Origin of the sequence: Micromonospora sp. NPDC018662 (genome assembly GCF_044391475.1) — a bacterium.
Classification (GTDB): domain Bacteria; phylum Actinomycetota; class Actinomycetes; order Mycobacteriales; family Micromonosporaceae; genus Micromonospora.
The window spans coordinates 12,052-25,068 of the sequence record NZ_JBISAC010000012.1 but is presented as its reverse complement, the minus strand read 5'-3'; the positions used below and the strand labels follow the sequence as shown (position 1 = coordinate 25,068).

10 protein-coding genes are annotated in these 13,017 nt (G+C 75.0%); 1 reads left to right on the top strand and 9 read right to left on the bottom strand.

All coding sequences use genetic code 11. The features are described from left to right. Nucleotides 1–405: 405 nt before the first annotated feature. From ACH495_RS26990 to ald, 4 genes are all read right to left on the bottom strand, one after another. A complete protein-coding gene (locus ACH495_RS26990) occupies nt 406–1,467 on the bottom strand; it encodes a segregation and condensation protein A (protein ID WP_396860506.1) in 1,062 nt (353 codons plus the stop codon). Nucleotides 1,468–1,508: 41 nt separating this feature from the next. Continuing rightward, nucleotides 1,509–2,432, bottom strand: coding sequence for a ParA family protein (locus ACH495_RS26985; protein WP_396860505.1), 924 nt, complete (start codon nt 2,430–2,432; stop codon nt 1,509–1,511). Nucleotides 2,433–2,631: 199 nt separating this feature from the next. After that, nucleotides 2,632–3,621: a site-specific tyrosine recombinase XerD gene (locus ACH495_RS26980; protein ID WP_396860626.1), complete on the bottom strand. Its 990-nt coding sequence runs from the start codon at nt 3,619–3,621 to the stop codon at nt 2,632–2,634. Beyond that, complete coding sequence (gene ald, locus ACH495_RS26975) at nt 3,618–4,733, bottom strand: alanine dehydrogenase (RefSeq protein ID WP_396860504.1); 1,116 nt, start codon at nt 4,731–4,733, stop codon at nt 3,618–3,620. The genes ACH495_RS26980 and ald overlap by 4 nt, the downstream gene beginning before the upstream one ends. Before the next feature lie 171 nt (nt 4,734–4,904). Here ald and ACH495_RS26970 point away from each other — a divergent pair, with 171 nt between their 5' ends. Then, a complete protein-coding gene (locus ACH495_RS26970) occupies nt 4,905–5,276 on the top strand; it encodes a TM2 domain-containing protein (RefSeq protein WP_396860503.1) in 372 nt (123 codons plus the stop codon). Between the two features lie 61 nt (nt 5,277–5,337). Here ACH495_RS26970 and ACH495_RS26965 read toward each other — a convergent pair whose 3' ends face one another. From ACH495_RS26965 to murJ, 5 genes are all read right to left on the bottom strand, one after another. After that, nucleotides 5,338–5,943 carry an NUDIX domain-containing protein gene (locus tag ACH495_RS26965; protein ID WP_396860502.1) on the bottom strand — a complete coding sequence of 202 codons (606 nt, stop codon included), beginning with the start codon at nt 5,941–5,943 and terminating at the stop codon, nt 5,338–5,340. Beyond that, nucleotides 5,940–7,658, bottom strand: coding sequence for a CTP synthase (locus ACH495_RS26960; RefSeq protein WP_396860501.1), 1,719 nt, complete (start codon nt 7,656–7,658; stop codon nt 5,940–5,942). Before ACH495_RS26960 ends, ACH495_RS26965 begins: the two co-directional genes overlap by 4 nt. A 173-nt stretch (nt 7,659–7,831) precedes the next feature. Beyond that, nucleotides 7,832–10,198 (bottom strand): hypothetical protein, encoded by a 2,367-nt coding sequence (locus tag ACH495_RS26955; protein WP_396860500.1) that lies wholly within the window; start codon nt 10,196–10,198, stop codon nt 7,832–7,834. Continuing rightward, nucleotides 10,198–11,331 (bottom strand): glycosyltransferase family 4 protein, encoded by a 1,134-nt coding sequence (locus ACH495_RS26950; protein WP_396860499.1) that lies wholly within the window; start codon nt 11,329–11,331, stop codon nt 10,198–10,200. Before ACH495_RS26950 ends, ACH495_RS26955 begins: the two co-directional genes overlap by 1 nt. Continuing rightward, nucleotides 11,328–13,016, bottom strand: a complete 1,689-nt coding sequence (gene murJ / locus ACH495_RS26945; protein ID WP_396860498.1) for a murein biosynthesis integral membrane protein MurJ — start codon at nt 13,014–13,016, stop codon at nt 11,328–11,330. The genes ACH495_RS26950 and murJ overlap by 4 nt, the downstream gene beginning before the upstream one ends. Nucleotide 13,017: the final 1 nt, after the last annotated feature.

Genomic DNA, 13,017 nt, shown 5'->3' with positions numbered 1-13,017 from the left:
CGGGGGCCCTCACCACCCGAGGTCTCGGCGGCCGTGTCACCGCCAGGCAGGGTGTCGCCGTCCGGCGGAGTACCGCCGCCAACCGGCTCCTCCGGCCCGCCCGCCGACGCCACCCCACCTGACCCGATCTCCTCCGAGATCTTGGTACGGTCCCGCCCCGCCCGGGGCGCTCCGGTACCAAGATCTCGGCCCCCCTCATCCGTAGACGAGATCTTGGAAGGATGCGGCCCCTCCGAGGGCCCGGCGCTTCCAAGATCTGCGGAGAGATCGAGATCCTGGACGGATTCCGCTTCCGGAGGCTCGTCGGTGGGGTCGGGCTTGGGCGGGGTGGGGCGCGCCCACGGAGGGATCCAGGCGGCGGCCTGGTCGGCCAGCGAGTCGCGTCGCTCCTCGTCGCTCATCGGGTCACTCCTGTGTCGGTGCGGACTGGTCCGCCGCTTCGCCGTCAGCGTCAGCGCTGCCGCCGGCGGGGCGGACGGTGGTGCCGGAGGGGATGACCCCGGCGGAGCCGCCCTCGTCGGGCACGCCGACGGCGGGTGCGGTGCCGGGGGCGGCGCCCGGGCCGGACGCGTCGACTACGGCGGACGTGCCGGCGGGGGCGGTGCTGGGCTCCGGGGCGCCGGCGTACTCGTCGACGGTCAACTCGGCCGCGCCCTCGACCGGGCCGGTCCAACGGACCGTCAGCTCCTCCAGCGCCTGCTCCTGCACGAACGCCACCAGCCCCTGCCGGTACAGCTCCAGCAGCGCCAGGAACCGGGCCACCACCTCCAGTGTCATCTCGCAGTCGACACAGAGCTGCGAGAACGTGGCGACACCGGCACGGCGCAACCGGTCGGCGATGATGCCGGCGTGCTCCCGCACGCTGACCCGGACCATGTGCACGTGCGCGATCGACACCTCGGGCACCGGCTTCGGGCTCATCGCCTTCACCGCCAGCCGGAGCAGCCGCTGCGGGCCGATGCCGAGCACCAGGTCGGGCAGCGCCTCGGCGTACCGGGGTTCCAGGGTGACCGCCCGTGGATAGCGCCGGCCGCCGACCGCCTCCAACCCGGCGATGTGCGCCGCCGCCTCCTTGTACGCCTTGTACTGCAACAACCGGGCGAAGAGCAGGTCCCGCGCCTCCAGCAACGCCAGGTCCGCCTCGTCCTCCACCTCGGCCGAGGGCAGCAGCCGGGCCGCCTTCAGGTCGAGCAGGGTGGCGGCGACCAGCAGGAACTCGCTGGTCTCGTCCAGGTCCCACCGGTCGCCCATGGCCCGCAGGTAGGCGATGAACTCGTCGGTGACCTTGTGCAGCGCGACCTCGGTGACGTCCAGCTTGTGCTTGCTGATCAGCTGGAGCAGCAGGTCGAACGGGCCGGTGAAGTTGTCCAGCCGGACCGTGAAGCCACTGCTCTCGGCGGGCCCGGTGGCGACCTCGGCGACGGGGTCGCCGGCGCCCTGCGGCGGGTCGACGGGCGGTGCGGTCACCGGGAAACCGTAGTCGACGCGGTGGGCGGGTGGCGGACGCCCTACCGGTCCGTCTCGGCGGCGATCACCTCTCGGGCGAGCTGCCGGTAGTTGCGGGCGCCGGAGGAGGCCGGGTCGAGCGTGGTGATCGGCGCGCCGGCCACCGTCGACTCGGGGAACTTCACCGTCTTGGTGATGACGGTCTGGTAGACCTTGTCGCCGAACGCCTCCACCACCCGTTGCAGCACCTGGCGGCAGTGGGTGGTGCGGCTGTCGTACATGGTGGCGAGGATGCCCTCGAGTTCGAGGTCGAAGTTGAGCCGCTCGCGCACCTTGTCGATGGTGTCCAGCAGCAGCGCGACGCCGCGCAGGCTGAAGAACTCGCACTCCAGTGGGATGAGCACGCCGTGCGCGACGGTCAACGCGTTGATCGCCAGCAGGCCCAGCGAGGGCTGGCAGTCGATCAGGATGAAGTCGTACTCCTTGCGGATGGTGCGCAGCACCCGGGCCAGGGCCATCTCCCGGGCGACCTCGTTGACCAGCTGTATCTCGGCGGCGGAGAGGTCGATGTTGGCCGGGAGCAGGTGCAGCCCGGCCACGTCGGTCTTGATCAGGACGTCCTCGGCGATGACGTCGTCCTGCATGAGCAGGTTGTAGACCGACAGGTCGAGATTGTGCGGGTTGACGCCCAGCCCGACGGAGAGGGCACCCTGCGGGTCGAAGTCGACCAGGAGCACCTTGCGGCCGTACTCCGCGAGGGCGGCGCCCAGGTTGATGGTGGTCGTGGTCTTGCCGACGCCACCCTTCTGGTTGGCCATCGCGATGATCCGCGCCGGGCCGTGCCGGTCGGTCGGCATCGGCTCGGGGATCGGCTTGCGCATCGTGTACGCGGCCGGGTCGGCGGGGCCGAGGTCGGCGCCGAGCGTCGCCTGCTGCTCGCGGAGCTCCGACGTCCAGGTCTCGGCACGGTCACCGTTTCCTGCCATGTCCTCGTTGCCCCCTCCCGACGACCAACCCGGCGTCGGAGCCGTCCGACGTCCCTCGCGGCGCCGCTGCGCACCCCCGGTCCGTCGCACCTGGAGGCCCGCGCCGATGCCGACTGTACGCCACCGGCCAGCAGCACGTTCGGCAGCGGGTCGGCGTGTCGGCCGCCCATCAGCGACGCGGTCCGCTCGCGAACCCGGCTCACCCGAGGGCGCGCGGGTGCGCGGTGGCGTACACCTCGCGCAGCCGTTCCACGGTGACCAACGTGTACACCTGGGTGGTGGTCACCGACGCGTGGCCGAGCAGTTCCTGCACCACGCGCACGTCCGCGCCGCCGTCGAGCAGGTGGGTCGCGTACGAGTGACGCAGCGTGTGCGGGGAGACCGCGTCGGGCCCCTCGACCGGCAGGCCGGCCCGGTCGGCGGCGGCGCGCAGCACGCCCCAGGCGCCCTGCCGGGTGAGCGGCCCGCCGCGGGCGTTGACGAACAGCGCCGGGGTGCCCCGCCCGGCGGCGAGCAGCGCCGGGCGGCCCCGGGTCAGCCAGGCGCGCACCGCGTCGGCGGCGTACCCGCCGACCGGGACGAGGCGGGCCTTGCCGCCCTTGCCGCGCAGCAGCACGGCGCCGGCCTCCAGGTCGAGGTCGTCGACGACCGCGCCGACCGCCTCGGAGACGCGCGCGCCGGTGCCGTACAGGAATTCCAGCAGCGCCCGGTCGCGCAGCGCGCGGGGCGCGTCGTCGCCGGTGGTGACCGCCGGGCCGGCGGCGTCGATCAGCCGCAGCACGGCGTCGACCGGCAGCGCCCGGGGCAGCCGGCGCGGCGGGGTGGGCGGTCGGACGTCGCGACCCGGGTCGGCGCCGGCCAGGCCCTCGCGCACCGCGAAGCGGTGCAGGCCGCGGACCGCGCTGGCCGCGCGCGCGGTGGACGAGACGGCGAGCGGCGGGTGCTCGTCGTCGCCGGCACGCAGCCGGGCCAGGTGGGCCTCGACCACGGCCGGACCGGCGGCGGCCAGGTCGGTCACCCCGGCGGCGGCCAGCGTGTCGAGGTAGCGGTCCAGGTCCCGGCGGTACGAGGCGAGCGTGTTCCCGGACAGGCCACGCTCGACGGTGAGGTGGTCGAGGTAGCCCCGGACCGCGCGGCGCAGGGCCGGCGCGGGTTCCGCGCCGGCCCGGTGTGCCGCGGGGTCGGTCAGCTCAGCACCTCGGCCAGCGGCAGCACGTCCATGCCGTGCGCCTCGGCGACCGGGCCGTAGACGACCTTTCCGTCGTGGGTGTTCAGGCCCAGCGCCAGCGCCGGATCGGCGCGCAGCGCGTCCCGCCAGCCCTGGTTGGCCAGTTCGAGCGCGTACGGCAGGGTGACGTTGGTCAGCGCGTAGGTGCTGGTGTTCGGCACCGCGCCGGGCATGTTCGCCACGCAGTAGAAGATCGAGTCGTGCACCTTGTAGACCGGGTCGGCGTGCGTGGTGGGGCGCGAGTCCTCGAAGCAGCCGCCCTGGTCGATGGCGATGTCGACGAGCACGCTGCCCGGCTTCATCCGGGCCACCAGCTCGTTGGAGATCAGCTTCGGGGCCTTCGCGCCGGGCACCAGCACCGCGCCGATGACCAGGTCCGCGTCGAGCACGGCCCGCTCGATCTCGTACGCGTTGGAGGCCACGGTCTGCAGGTGGCCCCGGTAGATCGCGTCGGCGGAGCGCAGCCGGGCCACGTTCTTGTCCAGCAGCAGCACCTCGGACTGGAGGCCCAGCGCGATGGCGGCGGCGTTCAGGCCGGACACGCCGGCGCCGATGACCACGGTCTTGGCCGCGTAGACGCCGGACACGCCGCCGGGCAGCACGCCCCGGCCGCCGCCGGTGCGCATCATGTAGAACGCGCCGACCTGCGGGGCGAGCCGGCCGGCCACCTCGGACATCGGGGCGAGCAGCGGCAGCGACCGGTCCGGCAGCTCGACCGTCTCGTACGCGATGCCGGTGACCTTGCGGTCCACCAGCGCGTCGGTGCACTCCCGGGAGGCGGCCAGGTGCAGGTAGGTGAAGAGCACCTGCCCCGCGCGCATCCGGTGGTGCTCCTCGGCGATCGGCTCCTTGACCTTGAGCACCAGCTCGGCGGTTTCCCACACCTCGTCGGCGGTGGCCAGGATCTTCGCGCCGGCGGCGGCGAACTCGTCGTCGGTGATGCTGGAGCCGACCCCGGCGCCCGCCTCGATGAAGACCTCGTGACCGTGACGGGTGAACTCGTTGACGCCCGCGGGGGTGATCGCCACCCGGTACTCGTGGTTCTTGACCTCGCGGGGGATTCCGACCTTCACGATGCAGACACCTTCCTCCGGGGCGGCTCACCCCCGACAGCGCGGTGCCGCGACGGCTCCGTTGCCGACGCGGTCCACCGGTCCCGCCGGCGGCAGTCTAGGCGTGCGGGCGACCCGGGGACGCCGACACAGTGACATCCGGTGCCCGGTGGTGCTGACGGAGTGTCAGGCATGGACCGGGCTGCCCGGTGGAGACGCCATCAGCCGACAGGACAGACTTCGGTAAATATCCTCGCACCGGCGGGGTGCCGGCGCGGACAGAACGAGAGTGGATCACTATGGTGTCCGCTCATGACCACTCCTTACCAGCAGCACCCGTACGGCGTCTCGGACAAGAGCAAGGTCGTCGCGGGCATCCTCCAGATCCTCCTCGGCGGCTTCGGCATCGGCCGGTTCTACATGGGCGACACCAAGACCGGCGTCATCCAGCTCGTGGTCACACTCGTGACCTGTGGCTTCGGCGCGATCTGGGGCCTCGTCGACGGCATCCTGATCCTGGTCAACGGCGGCGTCGACGGCCAGGGCCGCCCGCTGCGCGACTGAGCGGCGACACGGAAGGGGCCGCGCGGCGTGCGCCGCGCGGCCCCTTCGTCGTCGGTTCCGATCAGCGCGGCAGCGGCGCCTCCGGGCGACGCAACTCGGCGAAGCCGGTCTCCCGGGCCCGGGCGGCGGCGAGCAGGCCGGCCACGCAGGACGCGTTGGTGATCTCCCCGGCCAGGACCATCCGGACCGCCTCGTCGAGATCGACCCGCACCACCTGGAGGTCGGCCTCCTCCTCACGGCGGTCGTGCCGCTCCGACGCCGGCACGTCGGCGAGGTCACGGGCCAGGAAGACGCGCACCACCTCGTCCGAGAAACCGGGCGAGCTGTGCAGGTCGACCAGCACGTCGACGCGCCCCGCGGTCAGGTCGGCCTCCTCGGCCAGCTCCCGCGCCGCCGCGGCGGCCAGGTCCTCCCCGCTGACGTCCATCAGGCCGGCGGGCAGCTCCCACAGGTGCCGGCCCACCGGGTGCCGGTACTGGCGGATCAGCACCACCTGGCCGGCGTCGTCGAGCGCCACCACGGCCACCGCGCCCACGTGCCGGACGTAGTCGCGCGCCGCGGTGCCACCGCCGGGCATGGTCACGTCGTCGCTGACCACCGAGAAGATCCGGCCGGACCAGACGTCCCGGCGCGCGGTCACCTCGTACCGGTGCTCGACGCCGCTCACGTTGCCTCCCCGCCCCGGCCGGCCTTCGCCGTCGTGCCCTCCAGGTCCACCGGGAGCTGGTCGGACTCGGAGTACGCGACCGCGGCGCCCACGAACGCCGCGAACAGCGGGTGCGGGCGGGTGGGGCGGCTCTTCAGCTCCGGGTGCGCCTGGGTGGCCACGAAGAACGGGTGCAGGTTCCGGTCCAGCTCGACGAACTCGACCAGCCGGCCGTCCGGCGAGGTGCCGGAGACGGTCAGGCCGGCCTTGGTGAGCTGGTCACGGTAGGCGTTGTTCACCTCGTACCGGTGCCGGTGCCGCTCGCTGACCTCGGTGCTGCCGTACGCCTCGGCGACGATCGACCCCTCGGCCAGCGTCGCCGGGTACGCCCCGAGCCGCATGGTGCCGCCCAGGTCGCCCCGGCCGGCCACGATGTCCTCCTGGTCGGCCATGGTGGCGATGACCGGGTGCACGGCCTCCTCGTCGAACTCCAGCGAGTTCGCCCCGTCCAGGTTGGCCAGGTGGCGGGCCACCTCGATGGTCATGCACTGCAGGCCCAGGCAGAGGCCGAGCAGCGGCACACCGTTCTCCCGGGCGTACCGGGCGGTGCCCACCTTGCCCTCGATGCCACGCACCCCGAACCCGCCGGGGATCACGATGCCGTCCACGCCGGCCAGGGCGGCGGCCGCGCCGGCCGGGGTGACGCAGTCGTCGCTGGGCACCCACCGCAGCTGCACCCGGGCCCGGTGGCCGAACCCGGCCGCCCGGATCGCCTCGCTCACCGACAGGTACGCGTCGGGCAGGTCGACGTACTTGCCGACCAGCGCCACGGTGATGGTGTGGCGCGGCTGGTGCACCCGCTCCAGCAGGTCGTCCCAGCTCGCCCAGTCGACGTCGCGGAACGACAGGCCGAGCCGGCGCACCACGTACGCGTCCAGGCCCTCGCGGTGCAGCACCTTCGGGATGTCGTAGATGCTCGGCGCGTCCGGGGCGGCGGTGACCGCCTCCCGGTCCACGTCGCAGTAGAGCGAGAGCTTCTCCTTGACCTTGTCCGGGATCTCCCGGTCGCAGCGCAGCACCAGCGCGTCGGGCTGGATGCCGATGCTGCGCAGCTGCGCCACCGAGTGCTGGGTCGGCTTGGTCTTCAGCTCGCCCGACGGCGCCAGGTAGGGCACCAGCGACACGTGCAGGTAGAAGCAGTTGTCCCGGCCCAGGTCGTGCCGGATCTGCCGGATCGACTCCAGGAACGGCAGCGACTCGATGTCGCCGACCGTGCCGCCGACCTCGGTGATCACCACGTCGGGGACCTGACCGTCGGCGTCCGGGTCGGCCATGCCGAGGATCCGGGCCTTGATCTCGTTGGTGATGTGCGGGATGACCTGGACGGTGTCGCCGAGGTATTCGCCGCGCCGCTCCTTGGCGATCACCGCCGAGTAGATCTGCCCGGTGGTGACGTTCGCCTTGCCGGAGAGGTCACGGTCGAGGAACCGCTCGTAGTGGCCGACGTCGAGGTCGGTCTCCGCCCCGTCCTCGGTGATGAACACCTCGCCGTGCTGGAACGGGTTCATCGTGCCGGGATCGACGTTCAGGTACGGGTCGAGCTTCTGCATCACCACGCGCAGCCCGCGCGCGGTCAGCAGGTTGCCGAGGCTGGAGGCGGTGAGGCCCTTGCCCAGCGAGGAGGCGACTCCCCCGGTGACGAAAATGTGCCTGGTCGTCCGTGCTGAAGGGGCCAAGGCCTGCTCCCGTGTCGTCCGTAGCGGTCGTGCGAACCGCCGTGCCGATCAGACAAGTGATCACGCGATCCACGGGATTCCACGGTAACACCTTCCGGACCGTGAGCCGGCGTCGCACCCGCTGTCGGCGCACGTGGGACCCCGTCCGGGTACGTCCGGCACCGGGTCGGGGGTCAACCGGCGGGCACCTCGGTCGATGCCGGGCCGGACTGCGCGGGCACCCGCACGCCGGCGGAACGCTCGGACGCCGGGCCGGCGGAGTCCGCCGACCCCGGCCGCTCCGCCCGACCCGGGCCGGCCCCGTCGGCGTCGCCCGACCGGCCGGGCGTACCGGCGCGCTCGGCGTCACCGGCGGGGTGGACGGCCCGGTCCGGGCCACCACCGGACGGGGCGGGGCCGCCCGACCCGGTCGCGCCCCCCTCGCCTCCCGGCCGGCCGCTGTCGGGCTGCGTCCGGTCGGTGGAGTGGTCGAGCACCCGCAGCGCGGCCAGCGCCGCCATCGGCACCACCAGCGCGCCCGCCGCGCCGGCCACGTCCAACGCGGAGCCGCCCAGCACACCACCGAGCCCGGCAGCCACCCCGGTGCCGGCCATCGCCGCCCGGATCGCCGGGTAGATGCCGAACAGCCGCATCAGCCCGCCCCACGGTTGGAGCAGCGCCAGCCAGACCAGCGCGGCCCCGGCCAGGGCCAGCACGGTGAGCGGACTGTTCACCAGCGTCTGGAAGTTCGAGGTGCTGGAGCGGTGCACGGTGAGACCGCCGGTGCCGTCCCCGAGCGCCGCCAGGAAACGGCCCAGGCTGCCCCGCTCGGCCGCCGGCCGGCCCAGGTCGACAAGCGCGAAGCCGATGGTGACGGCCAGCCCGGCCATGGTGGCCCAGGCGAGGCGGCTGACGGTCAGCCAGCCGCCGCCGCAGATCGCCGCGGCCACGCTCACCCCGGCGGTGAGCGCGATCGCGCCGATCGAATCCGCACCCAGGTAGGGGCTGCCGACGATCACCACCGCGGTGCCGGCCACCGCCACCATGACGGGCGGCCGCCAGGTGCGGCGTACCCGCTGGGCCAGCCAGCCCCCGCACAGCAGCGACCCGGCGATGAACACGCCCAAGCCGACGGTGCCCAGGCCGGCGTACCGGCCGCCCTCCAGCGCGGAGTAACCCACCACGCCGTTGAGTTGCAGCCGGGAACCGGTGAGCACGTCCACGCCGACCACCAGCGTGGCCAGCCCGGCGACCGCGCCGAGCGGCCCCAGCGTGCGGTCGTGCCCGGGGGCGAACCGGACCACTGCCGTACCACCGACGATGAGCAGGGCGGTCACCGAGGCGAACCACCAGCCCGCGTGGGTCCCGCGCCACCAGGGCACCGCGTCGGCCAGCAGGGCCGCCGGCACGGCCAGCGCGGCGGCGACCAGCAGCAGCTCCACCACCGCGACCACCCGCTTGGACACCGGTTCCGGCCCGTGCGGGCCGGCCAGCCGGCGGGCCCGCCGCAGCAGCGGCAGCACCGCCACCGCGAGGGCCGTCTGGGCGGCGGCCAGCAGCGTGAAGAACCAGCCGGCGACCCGGCGTTGGGCGGCCGCCTCCCGGTCGGCGTCGGCCGGCGCCGTGATCGCCTCCCGCAGGTCGTCCGGCCGGTCGTCGACGGTCACCGCGGGCCGGCCGAGGAAGAGCCGCTCCGGCATCGGCCGGCCGAGCGCGGCGAGCGCGGTCGGGGCCAGGTCGACCAGTTGCAGGTAGCCGGCCCGGGCGGTGCTCGGCGACGTCAGCCAGCCGCCGTCCCAGCCGGGCCCGTCCGCGACGGCGACGTGCAGCCGCGCCGGGGTGTCGGTGTCGGAGACGCCGGCGACCAGCACCAGCGAGCGCGGCGGCCGGGCGGCGAGCACACGCGCGAGCCGGGCGTCGGCCTGGCGGGCCTGGGCGGCCCGGACCGCCGGATCGTCGTCGTCGACCATGCCCACGTCGACGATGCTCAGCACGCAGGAGCCGAGCAGCTCCGCCGGGTCCTCGGGCAGCGCCGGCTCGTACCTGTCGACGCGGCCGAACGGACGGGCGGCGGCCACCGCGGCGCCCGGCCCGACCGCCACCGAGCAGCGCACCGACTCGGCCAGCGCGCCCGGCACCGCGCCCCAGGCGAGCTTTTCCTGGTTGTGGGCGACGACGCCCTGCTGGTCGGGCAGGTTGGCGCCGATCCCGTCGGGCTGCTCGACGGTCACCCCGGTGGCCGGGCAGCCACCGCCCGGGCGGCTGCCGTTCCAGGCCGCGAAGTTTCCCGCGCCGAGCGTCAACCAGCCGTCCACCGGGCAGGTGGGACGGTGCGCGGAGCGCACCGAGAGGGAGCCGATCGCGCCCTGCTCCGCCATCCGCCACAGCGTCGGGGTGTTCTGCGGGTCCACGTCGTCCCAGCGCAGGCCCGCCGCGCCGACCAGCACCACGAAGTCGGCGCTGCGCCGGGGCCCGCCGTCGTCCGGGCGGGCGGCCAGCGCGGTGATGCCCAGTGCCACCACCACCAGGGTCAGCAGCACCGGGGTCAGTCTGCGCAGCATCAGCGGTGCCCCGGGGAGTGCTGCGGCGTCAGCTCGGCGTAGAGGTCGGCGAGCGCGGCCACGGTGTCCGCCTCGGTGGGCCAGGTCGCTGCGCGCGCCGCGCCCCGGCGGCCCAGGTCGGCGCGGCGGGCCGCGTCGTCGAGCAGCTCACGCACCGCCGCGTCGACCGCGTCCACGTCACCGGCCGGGACCAGCGCCGCGGCGTCGCCGACCAACTCCGGCAGGCCACCGACAGCGGTCGCCACCAGCGGTACGCCGGCGCGCAGCGCCTCCTGCGCGAACAACTGGCGGGCCTCCCAGTCGCTGGTGACCACCGCCAGGTCGGCGCCGGCCAGCAGGTCCGCCACGTCGGTGCGGTGCCCGAGCAGGGTCACCGGGGCGCGGGCGGCCGAGATCCGCGCGGCCAGCGGCAGGTAGGCGGGGCCGCTGCCGGCGATCACCACCACCGGGGCGGGGACCCGGGTCCGCCACCGGGCGGCGGCGTCGATCAGCACGTCGTACCGCTTCTGCGGGTGCAGCCGGCCCACCGAGAGGATCAGCGGGCGGTCGGCGGTGACGCCGAACTCGGCCCGTACCGCGGCGCGGCGGCGAGCCGGCGTGGGCAGCGCCGGCGCGGCGACCGGCGCCAGCCGGGCGTCGGTGGCGCCCAGCGCGGCGGCCCGCTCGACCAGGTCGGCGGAGGCGCCGAGGGCGACCCGCACGGAGCGGGCGACGACGCGCTCGACCAGCCGGGACAGCGCGCCGCGCAGCCCGCCGGCGAGCACCGCGTTGTGCCAGGTCACCACCAGCGGGACGGTGGGCCGGGCGAGCGCGGCGACCAGGCCGGCCCGCAGGCCGTGCGCGTGCACCACGTCGACGGGCGTCTCGGCCAGCGCCCGGCGCAGCGCGGTGACCGCGCGCGCGTCGCCCGGGGTCGGGCTGGCCGGGATCTCCACCGGCGTGAACCGGGCGCCCGCCCCGATGAAGTCGAACTGTTCCTGGGTGGCGGCCGGGCCGCAGACCAGCACCGACGCGCCGGCAGCGGTCAGCCCTCGGGCGACCGAGCGGACGTGCTGTCCCACCCCACCGGTGCTGGAGGCGAGCACCAGGGCGACCGACCCGGGCCAGCGCGGTGCCGGCGAGGCGTCCGTCATGAGGAAACGATCTCCTTTCCGTCGCCCCGCTCGCCGGGGTGCTGGTCCGCCGGCGGGCCGTCGGCCGGTCGCCGGCGACGCAGCCTGCGGGTCACGGCCGCGAGCAGCGGCCGCAGGTCGCGGGCGTCGGTCAGCCAGGCGACGGCGAGGAACAGGACGCCGACCACGACCCCGGACAGCATGCCCTGCGCGAGGGCCGCGAGCGTCGTCGGGGTCCCGTCGCCCAGCCCGTCGAGGCCCCGGGCGGTCGCCACCCCACCCGCGGCCGCCACCACGGCGGCCAGCAGCCCGGCCGCGCCGGCCCGACCGATGCCGGCCAGCGCCTCCGGGCCGGCGGTGCGCCGTACGGCGGTGACCAGCAGCGCGCCGAGCAGCAGCATGCCGGCGGAGGTGGCCAGCGCCACCGCGGGCACCCGGTCGGCCAGCGGCAGCGCCGGGCCGAGCAGGAGCGCGAGGGCGGGCACGCTCAGCCAGCCGAGCGCGGTGGCGACCGTGGCCGAGCGGGTCTCGCCGCGTGCGTAGAGCGCCCGGGTGAGCACCGCGAACAGGCCGTAGCCGAGCAGGCCGGGGGCGAAGCCGGCGATCCCGGCCGCGGCGGTGCGCGCGTCGACCGGGTCGGGGAAGAAGAAGTGCCCGACCGGGATCGCGGTGCCGGCCAGCGCGGCGGCGCCGAGCAGGCTGAACAGCACGACCCCGCGCGCCGCCGGGGCCAGGGTGTCGCGGTAGGCGCGCTCGTCGCCGGCGGCCCGGGCCGCCACCAGCGCCGGGTACGCGGCCACCGCGAGCGGCACCGCCAGCACCGCCCAGGGCAGGAAGTAGACGGTCTGGGCCAGGTTGTACACGCCCACATCGGCGGTCCGGCCGTAGGTGACCTGGTTGAGCGTGACGGCCAGGGCGATCTGCTGGGCGGCCACGGTGGCCACGCCGGCGACCACCAGCCCGCCGACCCGCGCCCGGGCGTCGGCCGGGAACCGGTAGCCCGGCCGGGGCCACAGTCGCAGCCGGCGCAGCGGGATCAGCAGCGACAGCGAGAGCACCACCACGCCGAGCGTGGTGCCGCCGGCGAGCATCAGCTCGCCGCCCCGCCCGACCGCCCCGATGCTCGCGCCCCGTCCCTCGACGGCGGTGAAGACGAGGTAGACACCGATGACGGTGATGCTGGACAGCAGCGGCGCGAGCACCGGCCAGGCGAAGCGCCGGTGCGCCTGGAGCACGCCGGTGAGCACGATCCCCACGCCGTAGAGCGGCAACTGGGGCGCGAAGACCCGCAACATCCGCGCGCCGGACGCCTGCTGGGCCTCGCTGAGGCCGTGGCCGAGCAGACCCGGCAGCGGGTCGGCGAACACCGCCACCAGCACCGCCAGCGGGACCAGCAGGCTCAACGTCCAGGTCAGCAGCGCCCCGGTGGCGGCGGCCACCGCCCGCCGGTCACCCGCCGCGACGGCGCCCGCCAGCAGCGGTACGACCAGACTGGCCAGCGCCCCACCGGCGACGATCTCGAAGATGAAGTTCGGGACGTAGTTCGCCACCAGGTAGGCGCCGCCCAGGTCGGTGGGGGCGAGCGTCCAGGTGAACACGGCGGTGCGACCGAAGCCGGCGAGGCGGCTGACCACGGTGAGGACGGCGATGAGGGCGGCCGCCCCGGCGACGCGGCCGGCGGCGGCGAGGGGTGCCGGTTTCGTCACG

Coding starts and splice junctions, on each gene's coding strand:
- ACH495_RS26985 (WP_396860505.1), bottom strand. CDS start 2,432: ATGGCAGGAAACGGTGACCGTGCCGAGACCTGGACGTCGGAGCTCCGC.
- ACH495_RS26970 (WP_396860503.1), top strand. CDS start 4,905: ATGGACCGGGCTGCCCGGTGGAGACGCCATCAGCCGACAGGACAGACT.
- ACH495_RS26955 (WP_396860500.1), bottom strand. CDS start 10,198: ATGCTGCGCAGACTGACCCCGGTGCTGCTGACCCTGGTGGTGGTGGCA.
- ACH495_RS26950 (WP_396860499.1), bottom strand. CDS start 11,331: ATGACGGACGCCTCGCCGGCACCGCGCTGGCCCGGGTCGGTCGCCCTG.